Genomic DNA, 26,500 nt, shown 5'->3' with positions numbered 1-26,500 from the left:
TCTGTCACCATATGATGTAAATGCAGTACAGCAGAAAACCGACTGCTGTGGGCAATCGGTTCATTGGTTTACTTTTTATTAATCGGAACCCATACCTCGCACCGGTAGTCTTCAGCATGTGAATCTCCTATAGTATACACTTCCAGTTCCGGGCCGCCTGAATGCTCATAATTGCTGGCAGGGAACCATTCCTGGAAAATTCTTTGCCATACCTTTTGGATCGAGTGAGGCATAGGGCCGATGGATGTAAACACTGCCCAGGTTGAAGCCGGAATGGTTCTGGATTCCAGCCCATTCGCGGTCGCTACGTCTTCGCTGCCTTCTGCGGCGATTAAGTAGCTAAACGTCTCCTCTCCATGTTTCATGTCCAAACATATACCGAGTATATCATCGCCTGTTCCCAAGGCATGAATCCGATCCGATGTACCATCCGCATTTAGTTCGTTCCAGAATTTTGGGATTTCTCGAAGATTATCGCCGTTCTTAGTGGTGACTTGAATGGACTTGCCAATGACCGTAAAGGCCGCTTTCTCTACAATTTTGTAATCCATTTCCTGATCTCCCTTCAACGATAGATGGAAGGTGATGCGTGGAAAGGCTTTCAGGTTCACCCCAGGGCTTCTGGCCTCAGAGGGAGAAATACCGTGTATCTTTCGGAACGCTTTAGAAAAAGATTCGGGGGAATCATATCCGTATTTGAACGCTACATCCAGCACCTTGGCGGAAGAAAGACTCAATTCCTGAGCAGCCAAGGTCAATCGACGTTTGCGCACATATTCTGCTACCGTGAAGCCAGTTAGCATATGAAACATTCGCTGAAAATGAAAAGGAGACGAATAGGCTGCCTTTGCAATTTCATCGATATCGAGTGGCTGCTGCATTCTCTCTTCCATCAGATCCAGTGCGTTCTTGATCCGAAGCAACCATTCCAACCGCATCACCTCCTTGGTTGTAATCATATCATTAGGAGTATCTGTAATCCTGTCTTTGCGTGCTCTTGTTGAACAGGAAAAACAATGTGCCTGCCCCCTTGTGTTCATAATTAAAATTTGGGACAATGAAAGAGACGTTTAAATAGCGCAGATTGCTTAAACATGCTATGATGCAATGATCGTTGAGACGAGTCGTGATGGCTAGGGTTTATATATAGAAATACGAATTTGATTGTTTTGAAAAGAGGATCGAACATGAAAAAAGAATCCATTTATGGATTAACGCTAGATCAATTGACAGCATGGCTCATCGAGCATGGGCATAAGAAATCCCGGGCATTGCAGGTATGGGACGCATTGTACCGGAAGCGTGTTACTGATTTTGCAGCGATGGCAGAGGTTCATGAGGATTGTACACGCCTGTTGGCAGAGCACTTTTCCATTGAAACACTTGAAGAACACGTGAAGCAACAGTCAGCAGACGGGACGGTCAAGTTCTTGTTCCGGCTTCAGGATGGTAATTTGATTGAGACGGTATTGATGCGGCATAAGTTTGGCTTATCCGTATGTGTGACTACACAGGTAGGATGTAATATTGGATGTAGCTTCTGTGCGAGCGGATTGTTGAAGAAGAGCCGCGACCTATCCAGTGGTGAGATTGTAGAGCAAATTATGAAGGTCCAGCTGTATCTGGATCAGGAACGCCCGGGCGACCAGGTCAGTCATGTTGTTGTGATGGGAATTGGCGAACCGTTTGATAACTTCGTGAACCTGTCCGATTTCATTCGGGTGATTAAGGATCACAAAGGGCTAGCGATTGGGCCGCGGCATATTACCGTTTCCACAAGCGGATTGGCTGATAAAATCATTGAATTTGCAGATTCAGACCTGCATGTCAATCTGGCGATCTCCCTCCACGCCCCGAATAATGAGATTCGTACTCGCATTATGAAGATCAACCGGGCGATTCCGATTGAGAAACTCATGCAGGCGATTGATTATTATTTGGACAAAACAAATCGTCGAATTACGCTGGAGTACATCTTGCTGAAGGATGTTAATGACGGTAAGGAGCATGCGCTCGAACTGGCTGAGCTGGTGGGCCATCGTCGTAATCTGGCCAATGTCAACCTCATTCCGTACAATCCAGTAGATGAGCATAGCCAATACCAGCGGAGTGAGTCGGAGTCGATTACGGGCTTCTATGATGTGCTGAAGAAACAAGGTATTAGCTGTAGTGTTCGGCTGGAGCATGGAGTCGATATTGACGCAGCCTGCGGACAGCTACGCAGCAAACAAATCCGCAAGGATGCCAAGGGTAGCCGCAATGCGGAGCGCGAAGCCATTAGTTAAATACACAAGCGTACTCTCTAACAGGAGTACGCTTTTTTATATCACGAGCCGTAGGGCGAAACGTTACCCAGAAATGTGAAAATAGTCACGTAATAGTTGCTGCTTTTACGTTATAGTGAGTGGTTAGTGGAGGGGTTATATGGCTAACGTAATTTCGAATGTGGCGCTCGTTCCGGGCATTTATGTGATGAAAATAGAGGGAAAGTTTAAAGGGAACATGGGGCAGTTCTACATGCTGCGCAGCGGGACAGGTTACCCACTGCTACCCAGACCCATCAGCATTTATGATATCGGGGAAGAGAGTATTTCCTTTTTGTATCGGGTTGTTGGAGAGGGGACAAATTTGTTTTCCCAATTACAGCCTGGTCAGGAAATTCAGTTAGAAGGACCTTTCGGAAACGGTTTTCCGCAGGTAGAGGGCAGTTTGGCTTTAATCGGCGGTGGCATGGGTACAGCTCCGTTGCTGTTGGCTGCAAAGTATTACCCGCATGCGCATGTTTATCTAGGGTTTGCACAGCAAGCCTTCGGGGTTGAAGCGTTCGAAGCTGTGGCGGCATCTGTACAGGTCAAGGTAGGGGGAAGTATCGTCGAACAGATCGATCCGACGCTCTATGCAAATATGTTTTCCTGCGGGCCAACTCCGATGTTACAAGCACTCGCTATAAAAACGGTGGATACGTCGTCCCGCTTATATATTTCAACTGAAAGACACATGGCCTGTGGTATTGGCGCATGTTTGGGCTGTACGATGCGTACCCGTGGAGGCAATCGGAGGGTATGTAAAGAAGGGCCTGTATTCCCGGTGGAGGAGGTGGAGTTCGATGATCTCCATGGCGTGTAATATTGCGGGTGTACCGTTCAAGAACCCGATCATCATGGCTTCCGGTACGTTTGGATTCGGACGGGAGTATGCGGAATTTTATTCTCCTGAATTATTGGGCGGCATCGTCGGCAAGGGACTAACCCTGCATCCGAAGGCTGGTAATACGGGATCACGAATACATGAGACAGCATCCGGCATGCTCAATAGTGTGGGGCTGGAGAATCCGGGTGTTGCCGCCTTTTTGAAGGATGAACTGGATGACATGACTCACTGGAACACGGCTGTTATTGCCAACGTGGGCGGTTCCAATCTGGAGGAATATGTTCAGGCCGTAGCGATGATTACGGAAAATGCACAAAAGCGTCGCACGATGAACCGCAGAGGCGTTGATATGCTGGAATTGAACATTTCATGTCCCAACGTGAAGCAGGGTGGAATGCAATTTGGTATCCAGACGGAGGTAGCGCGGGAGGTTGTGCGTCAGGTGCGCAATGTGACGGCACTTCCGTTGGTTGTCAAGCTGTCTCCCAACGCAGAGAATATCACGCAGATGGCGGTTATGTGCGAGGAAGAAGGCGCAGACGGAGTATCTCTGATCAATACATTTTCTGCAATGAAAATAGATATACGCCGTCGTCGCAGTGTCTTCGCCAACACGTACGCAGGTCTTTCCGGCCCTGCAATTAAACCGATTGCTTTGCGCATGGTTCACCAGGTGGCACAGGCGGTGTCGATTCCGGTGATCGGGATGGGTGGCATAAGCTCGGTGGAAGATATTATTGAATTCACTATGGCAGGGGCTGCTGCCATTCAGGTAGGAACGTACAATTTTGTCCATTTACATGCAGGGGCCGAGCTGGTACATGGCCTTGAACAATGGATGCAGCGGGAAAAGGTGCAGTCATTGGATGAGATACGGGGAATTTTGTGAATTTGGAACCTTTTTGCATACACTAATTCATATAAAACCGGCTTGTCTTTAAAAGACAAACCGGTTTTGTTTTTTATTTGACCAAACAGCAAACGCCATTAGTGGTTAATATCGCACTTGTTCAAGATGAACGAAATTTGATTTTCCAGCCGATGAATGGCTTCCTCGGACGCCTGGTCGTTTGCACCTTGTTCCTGAAGCGCAGCGAGTTCCTGCTTGAGCTGATGAAGGTCTTGTCCTGCATTAGCGCAGTTGTAATTGCTTTCGAGATTGTCAATCATCCGTGATCCTCCCTTTCGTTAGGTATACGTCCTTATTATGGAGATTTGATCTTTCCTTATTCAGCATAAAGTTTTATTTCAGGTAAAGGATCATGAGGCGCGTAAAGCTTGCGAAATAAGAAGGAAATTGTCAAACGATGTCGAATAACAAGGGATTATAGGGAAAGAAATAGGCTCTTCTTCCCAATGGAGAGCTTGATATAGAAATTGGGTGATGGGGTTGCGGTCAAAAAGTAAGTCGAAACCGAGACGACAATTCAAAGTTTCGCTACAATTCATGATTATTATTTTGGTTGTTTTAGTTATCATTATTTCCTTAATTATATCCTTGCTTCTCATTCGTAATTTCGTGATTAACAAGCATTTTGATAATACGAAGGAAAAACTTTCGGGTGTTGCCAAGATGGTTGCCAGTGACAACGATGTTATTCGTAATGTGGAGCAGGGAATTCCTGTGAAGCAGATCCAAGACTATTCGCTTGGAGTCATGCATAACGTTAATGTGGATTTTGTTGTCATTCTGAACCACGATTTAATTCGGCTATCTCATCCGAATGCAACGATGGTTGGCAAACCGTTCTCTGATTTGAATGATGCCAGAAGAGCGCTATCCGGTCAGGGACATTTTTCTGAGAATATAGGTATTTTGGGCAAAGGTTACCGATATTTTACGCCGATATTTAATCAACAGCATGAGGTCATTGGGATTGTATGTGTAGGGCTGACCATGAGAACCCTAAATCACGATTTGATGCAGGCGCAGTATACCATTTTTGGGGGGCTGATGCTGGGGCTCTTTAGTGGAGTTCTGGGCGCGATCATTCTGGCTCAGAAAATCAAAACCATTTTATTTGGGCTTGAGCCGCAAGAGATAGCAACACGATTGCGCGAAAAAGAAATTATTGAAAATGAGGTCGCTGAAGGAATTATAGCCATTTCGGCTGACAAGAAAATTATGCTCATGAACAAAGAAGCTCAGGCCAAGTATCAACTGGCAAACCAAGAAATGAAAGCCCCGATTGGCGAGCAGCTAGATACCAACTTTTATAACGTGCTTTTCAAGAGAGTGTTCGATGATAAAAAGAAAATCAAGGATCGCTCATTTTATGTGAATGGTATAGAGGTCATTGCGACAGTAACCCCTATATATATTGAAAATGAATTTTTTGGGGCAGTTGCAACGCTGCGCGACCAATCCGAGATGATCCATCTTAGCAACCAGTTGAGTGGTACAAAATATTATATTAACTCCCTTCGCGGACAGACTCATGAATTTATGAACAAAATGCACGTAATATCCGGGCTAATTGAAATGAGGAAATATGCGGAGGTCAGTCAATATATTCAGCAGCTAAATCACCGGTATCAAGATGAGGTAGGCTTTTTGACTGAGAGAATTAAGGTTCCGGCATTAGCAGGTTTTATTATGGGTAAAATCAACGAAGCACGCGAACAGAATATTTCGGTTCTTCTTGCAGAAAGCTCGGATGTCTCTAATGTGGAGATGCAGGATATCGTTCATGATGTCATACACATCCTGGGCAATTTTTTTGACAACGCCATAGATTCCATCTTACAAAAAAAAGAACCCGGCAAAATTGAAATGAAATTGAACTATGAGAGTGAGGGAAATGTATTCATTTTGGAAGTGAAGGATAATGGGTTGGGGATTGATTTTGAGATGCAAAAAAGAATATTCGAGCATGGTTTTTCAACCAAAGGAGAAGACAGAGGCTACGGCTTGAATCTGGTTAAAACCATGGTGGAAAATCATCAAGGAATCATTGAGCTTGATAGCCAACCGGGTCTGGGAACAAGTATATATGTAGAATTGCCCTGTACATTGGAGGTGACAAACGAATGAAAGTTCTAATTGTTGAGGATGATCCGATGGTTGCTGAGCTCAATCAACAGTTTATCGAGCGCATGGACAATTTGGACGTTGTATGTAAGGCAGATACCGTCAAGAAAGCACAGGACTGCCTTCAAAAATGGTCACCGGATCTGGTATTACTGGACGTTTATTTACCTGGAAAAAGCGGATTAACTTTATTATCACATATGCAGGAGCATCAGTATCATGCTTCCGTTATTTTAATTACGGCTGCAAAAGATATTCAGACGGTGAAGGAAGCTGTTTTTTATGGTGTTGCAGACTATTTAATTAAACCCTTTACATTCGAACGCTTTAGACTGGCTGTTGAGAAAATCCAGCGTCTGGCCACGGTGATGGAGGAAGGGAACGGAATTAATCAAGCTGTTATTGACCATTATTTTAATAAAGAAGAGCATGCGGGTGTGGAAAAGAAAAAACCTGTTGAACTTCCATCACATAATCTATCGAAAAACCTGTCTAAAAATTTGTCCAAACTGACCATGACCACGATACTGAAAAGTATTCAAGAGCTGGGCGGACCCTTCTCGGTTGAAACGTTAGCCAGAGAAGTGGACTTGTCCCGTATCACGGTAAAAAAATATATTCAGTTCCTGGTGGACGATGGCTTTCTCGTTGAATCGATAGAATACCACAAGGTTGGCAGGCCGCTGATGCTCTATCAGTTGAATCCTGATATAAAAGAACCGCCATTTCCATTGTAATCTGGAAATAGCGGTTCTTTTTTTGTCAACAAAGGTGCCGAGCTTCCTAATTATTTATTTCATAGAGAGGACAGGAAGTGGGACCAGGTTATCTGAAGAATGAGTTGTAACGATATCATGGAAGTTGTCGTAGCTAGTTTCAATCATGTTGGATAACGCCGTAACGGTATTCGAGCCAGCATGAGGCGTTACCAAAACTCTTGGATACAGCTCCACAAGCTTCTGGATCGTTGGGTCCGGGAGCATTTGCCATGGTTCAAACGCTTTGAAAAATAGTTCTTCCTCTTTAGGGAAGACATCTGTCCCAAATCCCTCCAAATGATTACTGAGTAAAGCGTCCAGAATGGCTTGATTATCTTGTAATTCTCCACGTGAGGTATTGATGAGGATAGATCCCTTTTTCATTTTTGCTAAAAAGCTGGCATTAATCATTTGGTCGTTCTGTCCCGGCAGATAAGGAACATGCACACTAACGACATCGCTCTCTGCCAGTAGTTCATCCAAGGTTGTGAATGGAATGACTTCCTTGGCTGCGTCGGATGGGTACACATCATAGCCGATAACAGAAGCTCCTAATCCTTTAAACAATTTGGCTTCCGTCAGACCAATGCGACCGACCCCGATAATCCCAACTTTACAATTGTGAATCTCTTTGCTGAATGTATGCTCATCCACAATAAAATTTTTGAAAGAGCTTTTGGTAGTCATATAAGCGGTGTGCCGGAACAGCATCATAGCCAAAGTTAAGGAGAGCTCGGCGATGGCATTCGGAGAGTAGGATGGCACGCGTGCCACCTTCATTCCGAATTCGCTGCAGGCATCCAAATCAATGTGGTTGATTCCGACTGTTCTGGTGAAAACATATCGAATGCCGTATTCATTGAATTTTGTGATATTTTCCCGATTGGCAGCACAGTTTCCTCTTAGCAAAACGGCATCGTGATGCTGCGCCAACTCTGCATTGCTGGAAGTCAGCAGTTCTTCGACCAGCGTTAGTTGGAAGTTATATTTATTGAGCTCCTGGAAATAGGGTTTCTCATAAGAACGGACACCATAGCAAATGATTTTTAACATGTTGTTTTCCCCCTGATTTAGAAAATTCCAATTTTATCAATGACATTGAGCGTAACGATCCACACTGGAATCATGACGACAGAAGTAATAGTTGATAGAAGCGATGCATTGGAGGTTAATATGGCTTCCTTATCAAAACTGATGGCATAGGCTGCGGCTACGGTAGCTGTAGGAGTAGCCATCATGATGACAATAGTAGCTAAAGCGACCGAATCGACTGACAGAATATGAGATACAGTCAACAAAGCCAGCAAGACGATGTTAACAATAGGTACAAGCCAAACCTTAACGATGCTGTAATACCAAGAGGTCTTATCCGTAGCAGCCGTCTTGAAGCTGATCTCCCCTAATGTCGAGCCAATCGATAACCAGGCTAACGGAGAAGCTAGTCCAGCAAGGTAGGTCATGGGCTTGAACAGCCAGACAGCGGTTTGATCAATTCTTAGAAAGGCGAACTGCTGGATGGCCCCATCCTCTGTAGCTACACTCATCTGTGGCAAATAACCTTGAAATAACCAAACAAACAGGCCTAGAAACGTGGCGATAACGATTGGATTCATAAACATGGTTTTGAGATTTTTAAGCTCCATTTTTAAGCCGCTCATCTTGATATAGCCGTAGGAGTATAAGAAAATGCGGTACCCTATATTAAAAATGGAACTGTACATCACTCCGGTAGGACCGTAAATGGCCCCGACAATTGGGATTCCGAAGAAAGTAGTGGAACCGAAAATCGTTAATACCCGCAAAACATCCTGTTTATCCTTGTTGTAACTCAGGAAGAACGGTTTTGAAATAAAGATGAGAATAATATAAATTAGAACTCCCCATATTAAAACATTCATACCTTGTTTTAACATTGTAGGATTAATATCCTGCATGAAAGAATTAAAGGCTAGTGCTGGTAGAGCCACGGTTAAAACAACCTTGGATAGCATCTTTCCTACTGCTGCGTTAAAAATCCCCTTTTTACGGCAAAAGAAACCAAGAAGGATAATAAAAACGGTGGAAGCGATAGAGCTGACAATTTTGTTATCTGTTAAGGTCGCGGTAATCATTTCTAGTAAAGACATAGATAAAACCCTCTCTTGTACCTTTTTTCACATATATACCGATGCAAAATGTGACGATGCAATTCCCTGATCTTTTGGCCAAAGTGTTGGTTTGCACTTTTATAGTAAAATGACTTTGTGAAAAAAAGAACAATATCTAATTAATTTAACTTATGAAACTAATTTAAAAAATTTATACATTACATCAGATGGCAAATGAAACGAGAGGGGACGTCTTCACGGAATGATTATTTCTTGGCTTTGTGAGTGCTCATCAACATTCGTGCTATAATGTAAATCATTAAAACCCACTTGATTAGTGGGTTAAATAGAAAAGACGAGCAGGAGGGGCCACATGAATCCGATACAACATATACTGGACGAATTTCAACTGATCGTGCTGGACGGCGCCATGGCGACCGAGCTGGAGCGTCATGGACATGATCTGAACGATAGCTTATGGTCAGCTAAAATCCTCCATGAGCACCCGGAGTCGATCAAGCGTGTACATAGAGATTATTTTGAGGCAGGGGCAGACTGTGCGATTACTGCGAGCTATCAGGCTACCGTGGAAGGCTATGTTAAACGAGGCCTAAGCGAAAATGAGGCGCTGGAGTTGATTCAATCATCGGTGCGGATTGCTGTGCAGGCACGCGATGAGTTTTGGGCTGACGTGACGGCTACTGCAAGTCAGCGGCATCGTCCCAAGCCGCTAGTCGCGGCTTCTGTTGGCCCTTACGGGGCATTTTTGGCAGATGGATCAGAGTATCGCGGCGATTACAAGCTGAGCGAGGAACAGCTAGTGGAGTTTCACAGGCCGCGTATGAAGGCTCTGATTGAGGCGGGTGCAGATATTTTAGCTTGTGAAACGATACCTTGTCTGGTTGAAGCCAAGGCCATCGCCCGATTGCTGAAGGAATTCCCTGGCACGTATGCCTGGATCAGCTTTAGCGCAAAGGATGGGCAGCATATCAGCAATGGTGAGTCTGCCGCTGCATGTGCTGAGTGGCTGAATGGGCATGAGCAAGTGGCTGCTGTAGGAATCAATTGCACTTTGCCGAAATTCGTTCCATCGCTTATTCACGAAATACGCAGCCACACGGATAAGCCTGTGGTGGTATATCCCAATCTGGGAGAGGAATATGACCCGGTCACCAAGACATGGCACGGCAGCACTTGTACAGAGACGTTCGGACAAAGTGCCCGCCAATGGTATGAAGCGGGAGCTCGTCTGATTGGTGGTTGTTGCCGGACTCAGCCGCAGGATATTGAGGAAATAGCATCATGGACGAGAGATGTATAAACGAGGATAAGCGTAGCGTAGGGATAAAGGTTATCTATAAGAGGGTAACTCGATGACCCGAAAAAACAAGCAGGCTGAACCAAGTGGTGCTCCAGCAATGGAGCAGCTTGGTTCAGCCTGCTTCGTTAACTATCTGCGCCGATCCGGTCAGCTTTCTGCCAAACGTTCCAGCAGTGCGTCTCCATTGCGGCTCACCCGAATATGGGCAAAATGTGCGTTCTGTTCTACAGTACGTCCGGTTCCCTCAGGGATGAAATAATTCTCAATACCGTACACAATACGAGAACCATACGACTGTCCATTTAGAATGACCTCATGACTGGCAAGTTTTTCGCCATCTTGATAGAGGCGGTCTGCGACGTATACTCCTTGGTTATCTGGTGTGAGAACGACTTTGACCTTGCCTCGGCTCCATTCTCCCTCCTGAAGAGAGGTCTTGGAAGGAGGGGTAGATATGTCGTAATTCAGTGCCACATAATCGCCTTGTAGCAGGGAGCGCGGGTCTATAGGAGCCAGTTTGAGCTTAATGGAAGCACCTGTGGCGAGCAGGGTTTCACTTCTCGCCGTCTGATAGCCGATGATCCCCAGCTGTAGCACGATGACAATGGCAATGAGTAGCGGGCTTAAGCGCATAAAGCTAAAGCTGCGGTGGTCGGCATCAAATGCTGCTTTGCCGCTATGGGCCATTCGCCGATCCGCCCACCAGGTAATTCCGAGCGCAATGATCCCCAGTAGCGCCAGCGTAAAAGATTTATACAGTAGCGTCCACAATAAATCATAGTATTTGAAACCGATAAAAATAAACCAGAAGACAACGCTCGTGATGGCCTCCGATTTTTGTTTCAGACGGGCAAAGGCAAAGACCATTCCGGTAACGATAACAAAATAAAAAATGTTAATGAACATATAAGAGTGTGGAACGACATCCTCGAAAAACGTCGCCCAAAACAGGAACAGCAAGCTGAAAAATAATGAGCTATTCCGTAGATGTTCTTTTAACTCCGTCTTGGATATAAAGTAACTTACCCCATATAACACGGCATTGACGATGAAAAGAGAGAAGATGATGAACTTATAGGTCCAGTTCCAACCATCCCACTCCTGATACTGCTGAAATAAAATGGTCGCCAGATTCAGGTTTACAAAAGTATAGGCAAAAAACAACTGCCTTTTCCCCTTGGAGCGAAACCATCCAGCGATGGAAACGATCAGAAATAATACCGAAAGAAGCGACTGATCTGACCATAGAATGGCCGCCAAGCCTGTAATGTAGCTGATGGTCAGCAGGGTATAACGTATGACAGAATCCAGCTTGGATTCCGGTATGACAATCATCAAAATCATAAGCAGCAACGACACAACCAACAGTACATATTCGGTGTGGTTTACATTCGTGCTAATCATAATCAATCCGATGAGAGATATACTACCGATCAGCACTCCAACCACTTTGATTACACGGGATACGGTTTTGCTGATCCATTCACTGCCACGTTCCTCGAGAACGGTCGTCTCCGCATCGGATTTTACGATATCCCCGTTTTCCCCATTGAATATCTCCCCTGTTTCCGGCGGTGTTTTCCCCAAACGATTCAAATAACGGAAAAACCACACGTTACCGGTCAGCAGTAGCGCCACAAAAATCAAACCAAAAACAAAAAACAGAGATGAGTAGTAAGCCTCTGCCAGCTCTATAAATTTAAAGACAGCAAAAGCGGAGAGCGCCAATGCATTCAAGGTCAGTAGCGTTTTATTCAGCCGTACCTTGATAAATATATAAAATCCTAAAGCAATCACAGCGATATGCGGTATATTCATGACCAGGCCATACCCATCAAATGCAAAAGAATTGGTCATCGCCAACATCGCTATATGAAAAACAGTAAAGCTCATATATTGTAGTGGAGCAGAATGTATACGATGAAGGAACGCCAATAGGAACAACAACAGATTGACCAGTGCGAACACTCCGGCAATGGACAACGATTCCAGCTCGCTATAAGATGCACTTTGCATCGTAGGGTAAAAATAAAGCCACAAACCGAGGTGAATTAGTACATAAGACAGCATATAAAAAGGATTGTAGCGAGTAATCCAGCTAAGCAGTAGAGCCGGCACCGACCAAATGAAAAACAACCCGTAGCTGTCGGCATGGGAATTGTAAATTTGACCGAGCAATGCCACAGAAACGCCAAAGGCTATACAGCCAGCCACCAAAAACATATTAGACAGAAAAGCTTGTTGACCGGGAACAGCGCGTATCCGTGCAAATATAAAAGACAAGCCATAGAACAGAACAATAAGCGCAGCAGCCAGTACAATTTTGACTGTCCGATCCAGTCCGCCCCAATTGGAGGCGAAAAAATAAATAATTGCGGCCAGTATCAGAGAGATGCCCAGCAGATAGCCCGTACGTATCGCATTGAATCGCAGCATGGATTTCACGTACCTTTCCTGTTGGTTTGATGCCTATTATAGCGTTGAAAGGGCTCAGAACCAAGTGTAAATTAGGATCAGGTCATAAAAAGAGAGCCACCGTATACGGCGGCTCTCTTTAACGTTACTGGATTCCAGCTAAGCGTTGACGGTACGAATCTCTTGCCGGGACTGATGTCGGAAGCGATACTCACGCGGTGGAATCCCTGCTGTTTTCTTAAATGCCTTGGAAAAGGTGGACATATCCGTGTAGCCGATGGACTGGGCAATGATCGATAAATTGTAAGTCGTTTGCTCCAGCAATCTTTTGGCCTCATCAATTTTGAGGTTTTGCAAATACTTGGCGGGGGAAATCAGGAAGGTGGAATGGAATTTGCGTGAAAAATGCGCACGATCCACACCTACATGCTCGGCAATTTGCTCAATCGTAACACGGTCACAATAATGCATTTCAATGTAATCTTTCCCCTGCTGGAGCCAATAATCAGAGCATACAAAGTTGCGCAGCACGTCAGATGTGTTGCGGGATAACTCCTCGAAGATCTGGTGCAGTGTAATCAAGCGGGCCAGATCGCTGCCCTGTCTGCTGTTGTCGTGTACGATGGAAAACAGGTTGGAGATAAGTCCGAGGATTTCCTCGCTCACTGCGTTAGCCATAAATGGCGTAGAGGGATTAATTCCGATCCGCTCCAGCAATGCGAGGGACTTGGGTCCCTCAAAGGCAATCCATACCTTTTGCAACGGGTGCTCGTGATCGGTGTAATATTCATGGGCAAGATGCGGAAAAAAACAGAATAAATCAGACTTTTGGACACGGTACTTTTGTTGCTTATAAATAAACTCAGCCTGACCTTCAAGTACAAAAATCAAATAAAAATAAGGAACAGCCTTGGGACCGACATGGCAGCTTGTTTTCGAAATATCCATACCTAGTCTGACAGGCCAAACGGCGCTGGATTTTTCCAATTCGGTGGCTGTGAAATAATGGTCTTCCACGATGTCGAAGTGATCTTCATTTTTCGCTCTTTTCATAACTTGTCACCTCTCCTTTGGTGGAGATAAGGGAATTTTGATTTTATTGTATATAAAGGAAAGCGCAATTACAAGTTAATTCATTGGAATTAAGGGTTATATAATTAAAACGAGGTATGCCAAAGACTCCATGGTCGGTTTGAGACAATCCAAGGAGCCTTTTAAGTTCTGTATTATGAGATGAAGATTAGCCTATATTTATACGTTCAGGATTCCCTCTTTTGGAGTAACGTTGAAGGCTTTGGCTAAATCGGCTAATTCCTGATCTGTAATCCGTTGCTGGATATCATGGTGAGCAATGAGCATATAGATTTGTGCTGCTTTTTCAATCGTCTCAATGAGACCAAACGCTTCATCAATGGAGCTGCCCGTTCCGAAAATGCCATGATGAGGCCATAATACAGCGTGATGATCCTTCATTTTTTTAGCCGTTTCGCGGCCGATTTCGCTGGAACCCGGTACCATCCAAGGGATTACACCGATACCGTCTGGAAAGACGACAATACATTCGGTACACATTTCCCACAGCGTTTTGGTGAATTGGTTTTCGTCCAGACTATGAATGAAGGTCATGGCAATAACATGGGTGGCATGATTATGAATCACAACACGATGGTTAGGATCGACCTTCAAGCGCTCAATGTGGCTCATAAAATGGGAAGGTAACTCACTGGTAGGCACTGCGCCATGTTTGAGACCCCACAAGACTTCCAATTGCTCGCCATCCTGGGAAACACGAAGGACTCCTAAGTTAGCTTCTGGATCTGCAATTACGTTTTTGAAATATTTTCCCGATCCGGTGACGATAAAATATTTACCAGCCAGTTCATTCACCGGGAAAGCAGGTTTAATCGTCCGAATGACCTGATGAATATCTATATATTTTGCAACCTCAGTTTCATCCAGAATATAGCTTACATTACCTCCATTGCGTTCATCCCAGCCGAATTTCCACATGTTTTGTGTAATTTCCGCCATCTCGCGGACAAATGGGATATCCAGTCCCGATTTTCGTTCTTTTTGATTCCCCAGTACAGTAGTCATGGATAATCTCTCCCTTTGGATGATATGAATATAAGCATTATCAGTACAGTAGTTAACGTTTCAGCAGTACCTGTTGTTCATAGTCTTTTACTTCGGCCAGCCATTCCTCACGAACAGGAACGCCGTTTTGAGCGCAATAGTAATCCCATATGGCACCAAACGGATACGATTTGAACTCTTCGACTAGAGCAAGACGAGTGGTGAAGTCCCGTTCCTCTTCCGCCTGCTTTAATGCTTCAATCGGTTCGAGCATAGCGCGAAGCAGCGCTTTGATCGTGTTGCGTGTTCCGATGACCCATGCTGCCACATGGTTGATACTGCCATCAAAGAAATCAAGACCGATATGGGTGCGGGAAAGCAATTCACCACGAACCAGCTCACGGGCAATGTCTAGCAATTCGTCGTCCATTGTCACGACATGATCACTGTCCCAGCGAACTGGTCTGCTGACATGGAGCAATAATTGATCGGTGAACATCAGCACAGAGGACAGTTTGTTCGAAATGACTTCGGTTGGATGGAAATGACCAGCATCGAGACAGATAGATTTACCCCGTGTCAGGGCGTAACCCATATAGAATTCATGCGAGCCCACGACATAGCTTTCCGAGCCAATGCCAAACAGCTTGCTTTCAACCGCATCGATGTTGTATTCTTCGCTGATTTTCTCGCTAAAAATCTCGTCCAGCGCATCACGCAGACGTTCTCTTGGAGCCAACCGATCAACCGGAGTATCTTTATAGCCATCCGGCATCCAGTGGTTTGTAACACAAGGCTGACCGAGTTCTTTGCCAAAATGCTCTGCAATCCTGCGTGATTTTTTGCAGTGGGTGATCCAAAAATCACGGATTTCCGAATCCTTATGGCTCAGTGTGAAGCCGTCTTCCGCTTTGGGATGGGAGAACAGGGTTGGATTAAAATCAAGCCCAAGCCCTTGCTGTTTAGCCCAGTCTACCCAGTTCTGAAAATGGCGTGGCTCCAGTTGATCCAGATCCACTTGTTCTGTGGTGTCCGCATAGATCGCATGCAGATTAACCTTGTGTTTACCGGGGATGAGCGATAGAGCCTTTTCTAAATCCTGACGCAACTCATGCGGCGTGCCGGCTCTGCCCGGGTAGCTGCCCGTTACCGCAATGCCCCCACTCAGCTGTTTGTCTTTGAATAGAAATCCCTGAACATCATCTCCTTGCCAGCAGTGCAGTGATATTTTGATTTGTGAAAGCTTCCGTAAGATGTCGTCTACTTGAATACCATGGCGGGCATACAGCTTTTTCGCTTCGTTATAACTGGCTTCAATGGCTTCGTTCATGGCTTTACTCCTTTATTGAGATATGTGAATAGTGGACATCGCTTGTCTCTTAAGGTGCTCCCAGCGATCCAGAAGTTCTTGCATGCCTTCCACCGATTGCGGCTCATATAGCCGAGTCGGAAAGGAGCGGGCGATGGTTCGGCCAGCAGCTTTGAGATCCTCAAGAACACCAGAGCTAATTAATTGCACGACAATATTACCGATGGCCGTAGATTCGGAAGGACCTGCCTGAACCTCAATTCCCAAGAGATCGGCTGTTAGCTGACATAGTAATTCGTTGTTAGCGCCTCCGCCGACAATGTGCAATCTGGTAATTATTTCGTCTGTTAAACATTGCAGTTCGTGTAAGGCATCGCGGTAGCTTAAGGCCAGACTATCAAAAATACAGCGGGCGAGTGAACCCGGCGTCGTGGGGCTGGGCTGGCCTGTTTCTTCACAGAATCGCTGGATTTCAAGGGTCATACTATCCGGGTTTAAGAAGGATGAATGGTTACAGAGGACGAGACTGACAAACGGTGCCTCTGCTGAGGCCAGTTGGGCCAATTCGGCAAAGCTATGTGCACAGCCCCCTTCTCTTCTGACCTCCTGAATCATCCACAATCCCATAATATTTTTCAGAAAACGGTACGTACCGTAAGCGCCCCACTCATTGGTGTAGTTCGCCTGCATGGCTGCCTTCGTATTCAAGGCTTCGGATCGTTCCATTCCCAGTAGTGACCACGTGCCGCTGCTAATATAAGCCCAAGATTCTTCCCGCTGTGACGGAACACCTGCAACGGCCGATGCAGTATCGTGAGTAGGCGCAAGAATGATCTGACAGTCCGGAAGATCGTATTTTTGAACAAGCTCCGGCAAAAGAGAACCCAGAACCCGCCCAGGCTCGGCAAGCTCTGAAAACTGATTGCGTCGCAGTTGGAGCAGGGACAGCAGGTCTTCATCAAACTCTCGGGTGTTCACGTTGAGAAGCTGCATCGTGGACGCATTCGTGATTTCATTGATCATGATGCCTGTCAGGCGATAGTACAGATAATCGGGGACCATCAATATTTTATCCGCCTGGGCAAGCTGTTCCCGATCATGGACGAACAGCTGATACAGGGTATTAAAGTTTAGTTCCTGAATGCCTGTTTTCTCATACACAGCCTCTCGACTGATGAGCTGGTGCAGCTTATCGGGGGTATGGAGAGTGCGTGCATCGCGGTATGCGTACACCTCATGGATGCGATGACCTTCCTTATTAAGTAACACGTAATCTACAGCCCATGTATCAATGCCGAGCGTACAGGATTCAATTCCATTTTGCTTAGCCTTTTGCAGTCCTTGAATGATCTCATCAAATAAATTGTCTATGTTCCAGTAATTGTGCCCGTGCCTCTCAGTAAAGGAGTTGTTGAAACGGTGAAGCTCTTGCAAGTGAATTTGTTCACCTTGTAGAGTTGCACTCACGAGTCTTCCGCTTGAAGCTCCAATATCAACAGCAAGATAGTTGTTCATATCTAATCTCCTTGCATGGTGAAGTCCTGGCAGCCCCAAAGTCTGCCTTTTGTTTCTTAACTAATTCCATACTACTTCCGTTTGTCTGTGCAGTCAACATAAACGGAAATATAATTTTTGGTTTTTCTTTTGAATTTAAAAATAAAAATAAAATTAAATGTTGTTTTGTATGGTTTTGCGTTTTTTAACATTTGCTTTCTACTATATATATACCTCGAACAGGAATCGGTGTGTTGCTGCGATATTCAAATTGTGGAAGGTTCTTCAAATGCCGCTGTTTGTATGAAAAATAGTCTTGAAACCGCCCGCCAGAGGGTGTAGTATACAAGATATCAATTTCATATGACTCGTATAATATTGGGGATATGGCCCAAAAGTTTCTACCGGATGACCACTGTAATCGTCCGACTATGAGTGATAGCGCATCGGCTTTGGATGAATGCGGGCATTTATTTGTGCGCTAATCCGTCAGGGATTACAACCCCAAGGACAGGCTTCACTTGAGAAACAACTCAAGGGAGCCTGTCCTTTTTTGGTTTTGGCAGGTTTTACTGTTCAGGATTTTGTAAAATCCTCACTATTTTAAAGTACAGAAGGAGCGATACTCGCATAATGAAAGCTTTGGAAGAACGTATTCGTCAAGAGGGACAAATTTTATCAGACACCGTATTAAAGGTAGATTCATTTTTGAATCATCAGGTAGATACAGCATTAGCATTGGAGATTGGTAAGGAGTTCGCGCGCCTTTTCGGCAGTGCTCCGATCACCAAGGTGCTTACAATTGAAGCTAGTGGTATTCAATTTGCTATGGCTACTGCTATTGCCTTGGGGGTCCCGTTCATTTATGCGAAGAAAAAGAAGGCAATCACGCTGAATGAGCAGGTATACTTTGCAGAGGTTCATTCGTTCACTCGGCAGGAAACCTATCAGGTGAGCATTTCTCAAAAATATCTCGATGCCAGCGACCAGGTGCTGATCGTAGATGATTTTTTGGCTACTGGCGCAGCATTGGTCGGACTTACGGATATTGTGAAGGAAGCAGGAGCGGAGCTGGCAGGGGTTGGTTGCGTAATTGAAAAGAGCTTTCAGGAAGGCCGTGGACTATTGGAGCAAAGAGGCATTGCCGTACGTTCTCTTGCGCGTATCGCTTCCATGGCACCGGGCGAGGTTCATTTTATAGAGGAAGCTGGCACGGTGATTCCTCCCGTTAAGGAGAATGTGGGATGTTAAGTAAACAAAAATTATTTGCACTGGGCTTTCAGCATGTCATGGCGATGTACGCTGGAGCGATTGCTGTTCCTCTGATTGTAGGGGGAGCATTGCACCTGACGCCAGCCCAGATGGCCTATCTGGTGGCTGCTGATCTGTTCACTTGTGGGATTGCTACGTTATTACAGATTATGGGCACACGTTTTTTCGGTAGTAGACTGCCTGTCATTTTAGGCTGTACGTTTACGGCAGTAGGGCCTATCATCGCGATTGCTTCGACCTCAAATTTAGCAACAGCGTATGGTGCTATTATTTTGTCCGGTATATTCGTGGTGTTAGCGGCACCGTTGTATGGCAAGCTGCTACGCTTTTTCCCAACGGTGGTTACAGGTTCGGTCGTTACGATTATCGGTCTATCCCTTATTCCGGTGGCGATGAACAATGTAGCAGGTGGCCAGGGCAGCGCGGATTTTGGACAGCCGCGTAATTTGCTGCTGGCGCTGGTTACATTATTGGTTATTCTGCTTGTGAATCGGTTGGCAAAGGGCTTTATGCGCTCGATTTCCGTGCTCATCGGTCTGTTTGCAGGCACGGTGGTTGCTTATGCGATGGGAATGGTGCATTTTGCTCCCGTGGCAGATGCGTCATGGGTGAGTGTTGCGCAGCCATTTTATTTTGGTAAGCCAGAGTTTAGCATTATGGCAGTTTGTACGATGATTATCGTCAATATTGTCAGCATGGTCGAGTCTACGGGTGTTTATCTGGCAGTAGGCAAGGCGATTGATCAAAAGGTAGAGCAAAAGCAGATCGTCAATGGACTCCGTTCGGAAGGACTTGCGATTATGCTTGGGGGTATTTTTAACGCGTTTCCTTATACAGCCTTCTCGCAAAATGTGGGTCTGATCTCGCTCACACGCGTCAAATCGCGGAACGTTATTTTTGCTGCGGGCGGTATCATGGTTGTTCTCGGTTTGCTGCCTAAGCTGGCTGCTTTAACGACAGTGATTCCTAACGCTGTGCTGGGCGGGGCGATGATCGTCATGTTTGGCTCGGTCGCTGCATCAGGCATGTCTATTTTGTCAGAAGTGGATCTGCGAAAGGAAAGCAATCTGCTGATCGCAGCATGCAGTATTGCTGTGGGCCTAGGTTCTGCCGTTCTGCCACAAATGTTCGACCAGCTGCCGAGCTTTGCCAAAATGTTGTTGCAAAATGGTATTGTTTCGGGCTCGATTACAGCGATTGTCTTGAACATCGTTTTGACGAGAAAACAAGGGGAATCGGTCAAAAGCGTGACGGTTCAGGAGGTTCCACAGGAGGTTTGATGATTAGAAATAAATAAAGATAGCCGGAGAGAGGACGTATGCCTCTTTTCCGGCTGTTTGGCATGGGGTTATCCAGATAGTAGATCCCCTTGCTGTCTGGGGATATATAGATAAACTGCGGAATGAAATGGGTAGCTCTAATTTGGTGCGTTTTCCAGTTTACTTACTAGAAGAATTTGCTAGAGCAGCGGGCGATATCATGGTATAATTTACCTTATGGATTTTGAATAGTGGTGGATGTTTTCGGACCACGGTGCAGCTTCCCGAAAGGGGGTGAAGCCGATGGTCAACCTTGTGTCGTGCTACGATGTGTTGCGTTGGATGGTTACGTTACTAAGCCTGGCGTTTAGTATTCGTAAACTTTATCGCTGGCTACGTCGAAAATTTCGGAACAAGCGAAAACCCACCGCGTAATTAGGTTGGCCCCTAACGGTGGGTTTCGTTTGCATTGACATTTAGTTATGCAGCGCGCCGTGGTGGTGATCCACAGCCTTTCAAGTCCTAAGAGTCTTTGCCGTTGGCGCGGCGAAGACTCTTTTTAGTATACGGACACGGTGGTTTACTCTATACCTAATTTTAACACTTCAATTGCGTGCACGCAATTGGAGGTTATGTCTTGTTTCTACCTTATCGTTCAAATTTAAATTATTGTGCAGCCTTTATTGACAAGCCTGTGACAACAAAATAAGATCGTAATGAAAAGAAATAAAGGAAGAAAACAGGTGTGAGCCGGACAACTCTATGTATGGGGTTTCGTAGAGACGATGTACATAGTTGTTGAGCATGTTCACTTAAAAGGGAAGTTCGGTTGATTCCGACACGGGCCCGCCACTGTATACAGGCATCAGCAGGATACTGCTGGAGCTTTCAGAACAGCCACTGGAATTGTGAAGAACCGGGAAGGCCTGAAAGATACGCCTGGAGTCAGGAGACCTGCCTGTTTTGACATCACTGTCAGACCCACGGGATGCTGGGGAGGTGGTTAGGCGTGCTGCATACGGAATGTCTGAAACCGATCTGATCCCTTCTATGTTTTTGGAGTTGGCTTCGAGGTGAGTTCTGACATTTTATATTGAAGGCATTTCTGACTGCTAATTAAGTGGTCTGGAATGCTTTTTTCGCGTTTTGCGTTAGGTTTATGCGATTTTACAAGATAGAGGGGGATTCATCGAATGATAAGCAGTCGTAGTAGGCGTTCATGGTTGATATGTACAGGGGTGATGCTGCTGCTGGCAGTTATGGCTCTTTCGGGATGTGCCAGCAATAGGACGTCGGATAGCTCCGGCAAGGGTGAAAACGCGTCAGCACAACAAACAGCGACAGATAAAAAGCTGGTAATGGCGTATACATGGAAACCGTCAGGCGTTGACCCGCATGGAGATAATAGCTGGGATGTGATGCGATCCGGTGCAGGTGAGACACTGGTACGTTTGAATGAAAAGCTGGAGCCTGTGGCTTGGCTGGCAAAGGAGTGGAAGCAGGATAGCCCTACAGTTTGGACGTTCAGCTTGCAGGATAAAGTCACTTTTCATAATGGAAAAAGTATGGGTGCAGCAAGTGTAAAAGCGTCTTTGTTACGCTCTATTGAGAAAAGCCATCTGGCGAAGGATTTACTGAATGTGAAGTCCATTGATGTAAGCGGCCCGCTGGCCTTGAAGATCACGACAAACCAGCCGAATGCGGCGTTGGTGTCTAATCTAGCTGATCCATCGACGATTGTACTGGATGTGGCATCGATGAAAGATGAACAGAGTTACCCAGCGATGACAGGCGCCTTTAAAATCAAAGCGTTCAACAAGGACCAATCGTTGGTCGTGGAGCGTTATGACGGATATTGGGGCGAGAAGGCACGACTGGCTGAAGCGACGATGAAGTTCATTACGGACGGGAATTCGCGCCTGATGGCGCTGCAATCCGGCGAGGTGGACGTAGCGACGGATATTCCGGTTGATAACGCAGAGGTACTGAAAAAGAACGGCAAGCTGCAAGTGCTGTCAGCTCCGTCCTTGCGCACCCATATGATCGTGTACAATATGGAATCGCCAGTATTCAAGGATGTGGCGAACCGTAAGGTGGTGGACAGCCTGATTCCACGCGCATCGATTGTGAGCGCCGTCATGAGGGACTTCGGTACGGAGGCAAGCAGCCCGTTCCCGAGCATTCTTCCCTTCGGTAAAGTTGAGCGTAAAGCGCTGGACGGAACGGCAGAGCAACTGTTGACGAAGGATGGCTGGCAGAAGGACGCCCAAGGGACATGGACTAAGCAAGGCAAGCCGTTCGAGGTTACGCTGCTGACTTTCCCTCAGCGTCCGGAGCTCTCTGTTATGGCTGAGGTCATCCAAAGCCAATTGCTGAAAGAGGGAATCCAGGTCAAGATTCGCAAGGTGGAAAATATCGACGAGGCGTTGACCAAAAACGATTGGGATTTTGCTATGTACAGTATGCTTACTGCTCATACAGGAGAGCCGCAATATTTTATGGACATGTTTTATTCTTCGAAAAGCGAAGCCAATGTAAGCCGTTATAGTTCCAAACCGCTAGAGAGTATTCTGAACAGCTTGAAGCTGGCGAAGGATACAGCGCAGCGTAATGCCATGACACTACAAGCGCTGGATATCATCAATACGGATTTGCCACAGTCGTTCATTGTGCATCCTGATAATGTGTTTGGCGTGAAAAAAGGGGTGGGGGGGTTTACACCGCATCCGATCGAGTATTACTACATTACAGCGCAATCCGATATTGCGGAATAACGAGCTGCGTATCCTATGATTCGTTTTATACTGGAACGTGTGGCGCAGCTGCTTATCATTGTATTCGTGGTGTCCACGCTGACTTTTGTACTGATGCGGCTGGCCCCTGGAGACCCTGCTACCATTTTGCTCACCGCGCATAATATCCCTGCCTCTGAGGAGGCGTTGACGACGCTACGAAAGGAACTGGGCTTAAACGAACCGCTTCATATTCAATATGTGAACTGGCTGCGGGATGTGTTCACAGGGCATTGGGGCACTTCGTATGTATCCAAGGAGTCGGTGCTAGCCGAACTGTGGAACAGACTTCCTGCTACTGTGGAGCTAGCTGCTGCGGGCTTCGCCGTCATGACGGTGCTTACGCTGGGGCTGGGGCTAGCTGCCTCGCTAAAAATCAGCGGCCCACTGGATCGTCTGGGCAGGCTGTTCGCCCTGCTGGGATCGTCGATCCCCTCTTTTTGGTTTGGTTTTCTGTTGATCTATCTATTCTCCGTTCGCTTGGGCTGGCTCCCATCCATGGGAAGGGAGGACTGGACACATCTAGTGCTCCCAGCGCTGACTCTTGGCGCAGGTTTGGGAGCTGTGCAAGCACGCGTACTGCGCGCTCAAATGCTGGAGCTGGGTGACCGGAATTTTGTGAAAGCAGCGAAGGCTCGAGGCTTTTCACGTTTGCATATCCTGTTTTTTGAGATATTTAGGCATGCGGTTCTGCCTATAATTACACTGCTAGGTACCAATCTATCATTTATGCTGGCAGGTAATGTGATTGTAGAGACCATTTTTTCATGGCCGGGGTTGGGCAAGTATTTTATAGATGCGATTACACAGCGAGATTATCCGGTGATTCAGGGGTATGTTATTTTCGCCGTATTTTTAATTGTAGGAGTTCAGTGTTTGGTGGATGTGGTCCAGACGGCGATAGATCCGAGGCTACGTTTGCGTTAAGGAGGAAGCTGAAAATGAAAAAGATACGGCTTTCCTTTCAAGGGAGCTTGCTGGCAGGAGGCGTACTGTTTGGTCTGATCGTGCTGCTTGGGTTATTGGCTCCATGGGTCGCTCCTCATGATCCTCTCCAAGTGGACCTTTTGAACCGTCTGGCACCACCCAGCCGGAAATATCCTTTCGGTACGGATCATCTGGGCCGGGATGTGCTATCACGGCTAATTTACGGGATTCGGATGAGCGTGCTAATCGCATGTGCGATTACTGTAGCTACGTTGTGCTTCAGTCTGCCTATAGGGTTGCTTATTGGTTATGTGCGCGGACGCGTGGACCAGCTGGTTATGCGAGGAATCGACGGGGTACTGGCTTTTCCTGATATTATTTTAACAGTGGCAATTGTCGGTATTTTGGGTCCGGGTTTTGTTAACATGACCCTTGCGATTATTGCGGTACGGTGGGCGGGCTATGTCCGATATATCCGTAGTCTGGTTCAAAAAGCTTGTCAGGAGGACTACGTTCGGTATGCCCGTTTATCCGGCAATTCACACGTACGTATACTGAGCCGTTATGTATTGCCACAAGCGTTGCCGCAATTGTTGGTTTATGCGGTATGGGATATCGGACGCGTGGTGCTGATGATCGCTGGGCTGTCCTTTCTTGGACTGGGGGTACAGCCGCCCAAGCCAGAGTGGGGCGTGATGCTGCATGATGCCACCTCATATTTTCAGGTGGCTCCGCATGTCATGATTTTCCCAGGCTTGGCGATTATGCTATTCGTACTTGCCTGCCAGCTTTTGGGCGACCGCTTTTCGGAAAAGGAGGCGGCCAAATAGTGGAGGATCAAACAGCCCTTGGGGGCAAGGATACGATAGAACAAGTGGCAGGTCGAAAACCGTTGTTACACGTGGAACATTTGGAAATCTGCCGCACAGGCGTAGGAGCAAGCAGAAGTGGGAGCAAACCACTGCTGCGTGATGTGAGCTTTTCCATATATTCAGGGGAGATTGTGGTCCTGACTGGACCGAGCGGATGCGGCAAGAGCCTGACCGCTCACGCAATCGCAGGCATGCTGGAGCCAGGTATCGGTGTTACGCATGGGCGTATCTACTATAACGGGGAAGACATTCTCCCGTTCCAGGAACGGCGCTGGCAAAGGCTGCGCCGAGAGGATATTGCCCTGCTCATTCAACAATCGCTGAGCGGGTTAAACCCGATCCGGACTGTCCGCGCCCAGCTGATGGATACGCTTAGACTGCACGGGCGGCGTTGGATGCCGCATGACCAGATGGAGCCGGAGCACGCTGGTGCTGCATTATCCCACAATGCACCGCAGCAAGTCCACCCACTGGGCGTGCTGCCACGGATACGGCAGATGCTGAGCCGTGTCTCGGAGATAGCCAGAGGAGGCGCTAATCCAGTGCGGGAGGCCTATTTGCGCTCTCTGCTCTGCAAGGTAGGGTTTGAAGATCCTGAGCATATTTTGTCGTCGTATCCTTTTGAACTAAGCGGAGGCATGTGTCAAAGGGTGCTGCTGGCTGCCATGCTAAGCTCCGGTCCGAGCCTCTTTATTGCCGACGAGCCGACTACGGCGCTGGATGTGATCAACCGCGACAAGGTCTTGGCATTGCTGCAACAGTTGAGAGAAGACTTTGATCTCACCATATTGTTGATCTCACATGATCGCCAGGGTATGAGTCGCATAGCAGATCGAGTGTTGGAGATGAGCCCGGAAGGAAGGATGCACCAGTGATGCTGGAATTGAAGAATGTGACAAAAGCATACCCTGTCCGCAAACGGAGAAAAGGTTGGTTCAGCACGCAAGATAGCGAACAGGCCGTGAAGAAGGTGAGTCTGGAGCTACGACAAGGAGAATGTCTTGGACTGGTTGGAGAAAGTGGAAGTGGCAAAAGCACGCTGGCACAATGTATTCTGGGGCTGGAGTCGTTGACCTCAGGAGAGATTTGGCTGGATGAACAGCCCATTCACACCGGAAAGATGAAGGATGTTCAGCTGTACAAGCGAATCCAGTTGGTTGCACAGGATTCGTCCTCCTCGCTACATCCCCGTATGACCATTCGAGATATTTTAATGGAGCCAATCCACAACTATTTCCCTGAGCGAAAAGCGCAGGCGCTGGATATTTGTCTGTCTCTATTGGAATCGGTAGGATTAGAGGCTGACAGTCTGGAAAAATACCCAGCTCAGCTGAGTGGCGGACAAAAGCAGCGGGTATGTATTGCCCGAGCTTTGGCGGTGGAGCCAAATATTATCTTGTTCGATGAATCGATCGCCAATCTGGATACGACAACGCAGTCTTCTGTATTGGACATGCTCAAGAGAATGCAGGTGGAACGTCAGTTGTCCTACCTATTTATCACTCACGATCTCCCATCTACTCGTCAGTTTTGTGACCGCGTTGCCGTCATGGTTCAGGGGGAGATTGTGGAAATATTTAAGGAATGGGATGAAGAATTGCTACAGCATGAGTACACGCGTACTCTATTTCAAACGTTGGCGAATTAAGCCATAAGTTTAGGATTTTTCAAAATCCTCATTTCACAAATTTAAAAGAAATAAGAGGGTTGCTTGTCGAATAGTGTTGACAAAATTGA

Annotated in this window: 22 protein-coding genes and 2 riboswitches; of the genes, 13 read left to right on the top strand and 9 right to left on the bottom strand. The window is 46.5% G+C overall.

All coding sequences use genetic code 11. The features are described from left to right. Nucleotides 1–68: 68 nt before the first annotated feature. Nucleotides 69–938, bottom strand: coding sequence for an AraC family transcriptional regulator (locus tag MKY75_RS24465; protein WP_340887123.1), 870 nt, complete (start codon nucleotides 936–938; stop codon nucleotides 69–71). A gap of 249 nt (nucleotides 939–1,187) precedes the next feature. On the opposite strand from MKY75_RS24465, the gene rlmN reads away from it, so the two are divergent. The 3 genes from rlmN to MKY75_RS24450 all read left to right on the top strand — a co-directional run bounded on the left by rlmN (nucleotide 1,188) and on the right by MKY75_RS24450 (nucleotide 4,039). Further along, nucleotides 1,188–2,285: a 23S rRNA (adenine(2503)-C(2))-methyltransferase RlmN gene (gene rlmN / locus MKY75_RS24460; RefSeq protein WP_023991003.1), complete on the top strand. Its 1,098-nt coding sequence runs from the start codon at nucleotides 1,188–1,190 to the stop codon at nucleotides 2,283–2,285. Between the two features lie 139 nt (nucleotides 2,286–2,424). Then, nucleotides 2,425–3,126, top strand: a complete 702-nt coding sequence (locus MKY75_RS24455) for a dihydroorotate dehydrogenase electron transfer subunit (RefSeq protein ID WP_029518821.1) — start codon at nucleotides 2,425–2,427, stop codon at nucleotides 3,124–3,126. Further along, nucleotides 3,107–4,039 carry a dihydroorotate dehydrogenase gene (locus MKY75_RS24450; RefSeq protein WP_025719854.1) on the top strand — a complete coding sequence of 311 codons (933 nt, stop codon included), beginning with the start codon at nucleotides 3,107–3,109 and terminating at the stop codon, nucleotides 4,037–4,039. The genes MKY75_RS24455 and MKY75_RS24450 overlap by 20 nt, the downstream gene beginning before the upstream one ends. A gap of 98 nt (nucleotides 4,040–4,137) precedes the next feature. Here MKY75_RS24450 and MKY75_RS24445 read toward each other — a convergent pair whose 3' ends face one another. Further along, nucleotides 4,138–4,320: a hypothetical protein gene (locus MKY75_RS24445; protein ID WP_013312637.1), complete on the bottom strand. Its 183-nt coding sequence runs from the start codon at nucleotides 4,318–4,320 to the stop codon at nucleotides 4,138–4,140. 277 nt (nucleotides 4,321–4,597) lie between these two features. On the opposite strand from MKY75_RS24445, the gene MKY75_RS24440 reads away from it, so the two are divergent. Together MKY75_RS24440 and MKY75_RS24435 are read left to right on the top strand one after the other, a co-directional pair. After that, nucleotides 4,598–6,184: an ATP-binding protein gene (locus MKY75_RS24440; RefSeq protein WP_340886864.1), complete on the top strand. Its 1,587-nt coding sequence runs from the start codon at nucleotides 4,598–4,600 to the stop codon at nucleotides 6,182–6,184. After that, the gene (locus MKY75_RS24435) at nucleotides 6,181–6,918 is read left to right on the top strand and encodes a response regulator (protein ID WP_340886861.1); all 738 of its coding nucleotides are present in this window, start codon (nucleotides 6,181–6,183) and stop codon (nucleotides 6,916–6,918) included. Before MKY75_RS24440 ends, MKY75_RS24435 begins: the two co-directional genes overlap by 4 nt. A 54-nt stretch (nucleotides 6,919–6,972) precedes the next feature. Here the strand turns inward: MKY75_RS24435 and MKY75_RS24430 are convergent, their stop codons facing one another. Next, on the bottom strand, nucleotides 6,973–7,992 hold the full coding sequence (locus tag MKY75_RS24430) for a 2-hydroxyacid dehydrogenase (RefSeq protein ID WP_340886857.1): 1,020 nt from the start codon (nucleotides 7,990–7,992) through the stop codon (nucleotides 6,973–6,975). Nucleotides 7,993–8,009: 17 nt separating this feature from the next. Then, nucleotides 8,010–9,065, bottom strand: a complete 1,056-nt coding sequence (locus MKY75_RS24425; protein ID WP_340886856.1) for an AEC family transporter — start codon at nucleotides 9,063–9,065, stop codon at nucleotides 8,010–8,012. A gap of 334 nt (nucleotides 9,066–9,399) precedes the next feature. Between MKY75_RS24425 and mmuM the strand changes: the two genes are divergently transcribed. Next, nucleotides 9,400–10,347, top strand: a complete 948-nt coding sequence (mmuM, locus tag MKY75_RS24420; RefSeq protein WP_328801268.1) for a homocysteine S-methyltransferase — start codon at nucleotides 9,400–9,402, stop codon at nucleotides 10,345–10,347. A 147-nt stretch (nucleotides 10,348–10,494) separates the two neighbouring features. Here mmuM and MKY75_RS24415 read toward each other — a convergent pair whose 3' ends face one another. From MKY75_RS24415 to rhaB, 5 genes are all read right to left on the bottom strand, one after another. After that, on the bottom strand, nucleotides 10,495–12,783 hold the full coding sequence (locus MKY75_RS24415; protein ID WP_340887122.1) for a GDYXXLXY domain-containing protein: 2,289 nt from the start codon (nucleotides 12,781–12,783) through the stop codon (nucleotides 10,495–10,497). Nucleotides 12,784–12,921: 138 nt separating this feature from the next. Continuing rightward, complete coding sequence (locus MKY75_RS24410; protein WP_340886854.1) at nucleotides 12,922–13,815, bottom strand: AraC family transcriptional regulator; 894 nt, start codon at nucleotides 13,813–13,815, stop codon at nucleotides 12,922–12,924. Between the two features lie 198 nt (nucleotides 13,816–14,013). After that, nucleotides 14,014–14,859, bottom strand: coding sequence for a rhamnulose-1-phosphate aldolase (gene rhaD, locus MKY75_RS24405; RefSeq protein WP_340886852.1), 846 nt, complete (start codon nucleotides 14,857–14,859; stop codon nucleotides 14,014–14,016). Between the two features lie 52 nt (nucleotides 14,860–14,911). Continuing rightward, nucleotides 14,912–16,168 (bottom strand): L-rhamnose isomerase, encoded by a 1,257-nt coding sequence (gene rhaA, locus MKY75_RS24400; RefSeq protein WP_318627754.1) that lies wholly within the window; start codon nucleotides 16,166–16,168, stop codon nucleotides 14,912–14,914. 12 nt (nucleotides 16,169–16,180) lie between these two features. After that, nucleotides 16,181–17,662, bottom strand: a complete 1,482-nt coding sequence (gene rhaB / locus MKY75_RS24395; protein ID WP_340886851.1) for a rhamnulokinase — start codon at nucleotides 17,660–17,662, stop codon at nucleotides 16,181–16,183. A gap of 327 nt (nucleotides 17,663–17,989) precedes the next feature. Continuing rightward, a riboswitch (purine riboswitch) is annotated at nucleotides 17,990–18,093 on the top strand. A gap of 181 nt (nucleotides 18,094–18,274) precedes the next feature. Between rhaB and MKY75_RS24390 the strand changes: the two genes are divergently transcribed. The 7 genes from MKY75_RS24390 to MKY75_RS24360 all read left to right on the top strand — a co-directional run bounded on the left by MKY75_RS24390 (nucleotide 18,275) and on the right by MKY75_RS24360 (nucleotide 26,411). Continuing rightward, nucleotides 18,275–18,892: a xanthine phosphoribosyltransferase gene (locus tag MKY75_RS24390; protein WP_340886848.1), complete on the top strand. Its 618-nt coding sequence runs from the start codon at nucleotides 18,275–18,277 to the stop codon at nucleotides 18,890–18,892. Further along, nucleotides 18,886–20,193 carry a nucleobase:cation symporter-2 family protein gene (locus tag MKY75_RS24385; RefSeq protein WP_340886847.1) on the top strand — a complete coding sequence of 436 codons (1,308 nt, stop codon included), beginning with the start codon at nucleotides 18,886–18,888 and terminating at the stop codon, nucleotides 20,191–20,193. Before MKY75_RS24390 ends, MKY75_RS24385 begins: the two co-directional genes overlap by 7 nt. Before the next feature lie 757 nt (nucleotides 20,194–20,950). Beyond that, nucleotides 20,951–21,148: riboswitch (cobalamin riboswitch) on the top strand. Nucleotides 21,149–21,365: 217 nt separating this feature from the next. Beyond that, nucleotides 21,366–22,946, top strand: coding sequence for an ABC transporter substrate-binding protein (locus MKY75_RS24380; RefSeq protein ID WP_340886845.1), 1,581 nt, complete (start codon nucleotides 21,366–21,368; stop codon nucleotides 22,944–22,946). 15 nt (nucleotides 22,947–22,961) lie between these two features. After that, on the top strand, nucleotides 22,962–23,891 hold the full coding sequence (gene nikB, locus MKY75_RS24375; protein WP_165145644.1) for a nickel ABC transporter permease: 930 nt from the start codon (nucleotides 22,962–22,964) through the stop codon (nucleotides 23,889–23,891). A gap of 14 nt (nucleotides 23,892–23,905) precedes the next feature. Continuing rightward, nucleotides 23,906–24,721 carry an ABC transporter permease gene (locus MKY75_RS24370; RefSeq protein ID WP_340886842.1) on the top strand — a complete coding sequence of 272 codons (816 nt, stop codon included), beginning with the start codon at nucleotides 23,906–23,908 and terminating at the stop codon, nucleotides 24,719–24,721. Next, nucleotides 24,721–25,638 carry an ATP-binding cassette domain-containing protein gene (locus tag MKY75_RS24365; protein WP_340886840.1) on the top strand — a complete coding sequence of 306 codons (918 nt, stop codon included), beginning with the start codon at nucleotides 24,721–24,723 and terminating at the stop codon, nucleotides 25,636–25,638. The genes MKY75_RS24370 and MKY75_RS24365 overlap by 1 nt, the downstream gene beginning before the upstream one ends. Then, nucleotides 25,635–26,411: an ABC transporter ATP-binding protein gene (locus tag MKY75_RS24360; protein ID WP_340886838.1), complete on the top strand. Its 777-nt coding sequence runs from the start codon at nucleotides 25,635–25,637 to the stop codon at nucleotides 26,409–26,411. Before MKY75_RS24365 ends, MKY75_RS24360 begins: the two co-directional genes overlap by 4 nt. Nucleotides 26,412–26,500 lie beyond the last annotated feature (89 nt).

The sequence above is a fragment of the Paenibacillus sp. FSL L8-0663 genome, assembly GCF_038008125.1.
In the GTDB taxonomy this organism is placed as follows: Bacteria; Bacillota; Bacilli; order Paenibacillales; family Paenibacillaceae; genus Paenibacillus; species Paenibacillus polymyxa_D.
Note: the sequence above shows the minus strand (reverse complement) of the source record. Positions and strands in the feature narration are given on the sequence as shown.

What these genes read in the sequence shown, in the direction of transcription:
- MKY75_RS24455 (WP_029518821.1), top strand. Translation starts at nt 2,425, where the DNA reads ATGGCTAACGTAATTTCGAATGTGGCGCTCGTTCCGGGCATTTATGTG.
- nikB (WP_165145644.1), top strand. Translation starts at nt 22,962, where the DNA reads ATGATTCGTTTTATACTGGAACGTGTGGCGCAGCTGCTTATCATTGTA.
- MKY75_RS24425 (WP_340886856.1), bottom strand. Translation starts at nt 9,065, where the DNA reads ATGTCTTTACTAGAAATGATTACCGCGACCTTAACAGATAACAAAATT.
- MKY75_RS24435 (WP_340886861.1), top strand. Translation starts at nt 6,181, where the DNA reads ATGAAAGTTCTAATTGTTGAGGATGATCCGATGGTTGCTGAGCTCAAT.
- MKY75_RS24410 (WP_340886854.1), bottom strand. Translation starts at nt 13,815, where the DNA reads ATGAAAAGAGCGAAAAATGAAGATCACTTCGACATCGTGGAAGACCAT.
- MKY75_RS24370 (WP_340886842.1), top strand. Translation starts at nt 23,906, where the DNA reads ATGAAAAAGATACGGCTTTCCTTTCAAGGGAGCTTGCTGGCAGGAGGC.
- MKY75_RS24440 (WP_340886864.1), top strand. Translation starts at nt 4,598, where the DNA reads ATGATTATTATTTTGGTTGTTTTAGTTATCATTATTTCCTTAATTATA.
- rhaA (WP_318627754.1), bottom strand. Translation starts at nt 16,168, where the DNA reads ATGAACGAAGCCATTGAAGCCAGTTATAACGAAGCGAAAAAGCTGTAT.
- rlmN (WP_023991003.1), top strand. Translation starts at nt 1,188, where the DNA reads ATGAAAAAAGAATCCATTTATGGATTAACGCTAGATCAATTGACAGCA.
- MKY75_RS24445 (WP_013312637.1), bottom strand. Translation starts at nt 4,320, where the DNA reads ATGATTGACAATCTCGAAAGCAATTACAACTGCGCTAATGCAGGACAA.
- rhaD (WP_340886852.1), bottom strand. Translation starts at nt 14,859, where the DNA reads ATGACTACTGTACTGGGGAATCAAAAAGAACGAAAATCGGGACTGGAT.
- MKY75_RS24380 (WP_340886845.1), top strand. Translation starts at nt 21,366, where the DNA reads ATGATAAGCAGTCGTAGTAGGCGTTCATGGTTGATATGTACAGGGGTG.
- MKY75_RS24415 (WP_340887122.1), bottom strand. Translation starts at nt 12,783, where the DNA reads ATGCTGCGATTCAATGCGATACGTACGGGCTATCTGCTGGGCATCTCT.
- MKY75_RS24465 (WP_340887123.1), bottom strand. Translation starts at nt 938, where the DNA reads ATGCGGTTGGAATGGTTGCTTCGGATCAAGAACGCACTGGATCTGATG.
- MKY75_RS24430 (WP_340886857.1), bottom strand. Translation starts at nt 7,992, where the DNA reads ATGTTAAAAATCATTTGCTATGGTGTCCGTTCTTATGAGAAACCCTAT.
- rhaB (WP_340886851.1), bottom strand. Translation starts at nt 17,662, where the DNA reads ATGAACAACTATCTTGCTGTTGATATTGGAGCTTCAAGCGGAAGACTC.
- MKY75_RS24385 (WP_340886847.1), top strand. Translation starts at nt 18,886, where the DNA reads ATGTTAAGTAAACAAAAATTATTTGCACTGGGCTTTCAGCATGTCATG.
- MKY75_RS24450 (WP_025719854.1), top strand. Translation starts at nt 3,107, where the DNA reads ATGATCTCCATGGCGTGTAATATTGCGGGTGTACCGTTCAAGAACCCG.
- MKY75_RS24390 (WP_340886848.1), top strand. Translation starts at nt 18,275, where the DNA reads ATGAAAGCTTTGGAAGAACGTATTCGTCAAGAGGGACAAATTTTATCA.
- mmuM (WP_328801268.1), top strand. Translation starts at nt 9,400, where the DNA reads ATGAATCCGATACAACATATACTGGACGAATTTCAACTGATCGTGCTG.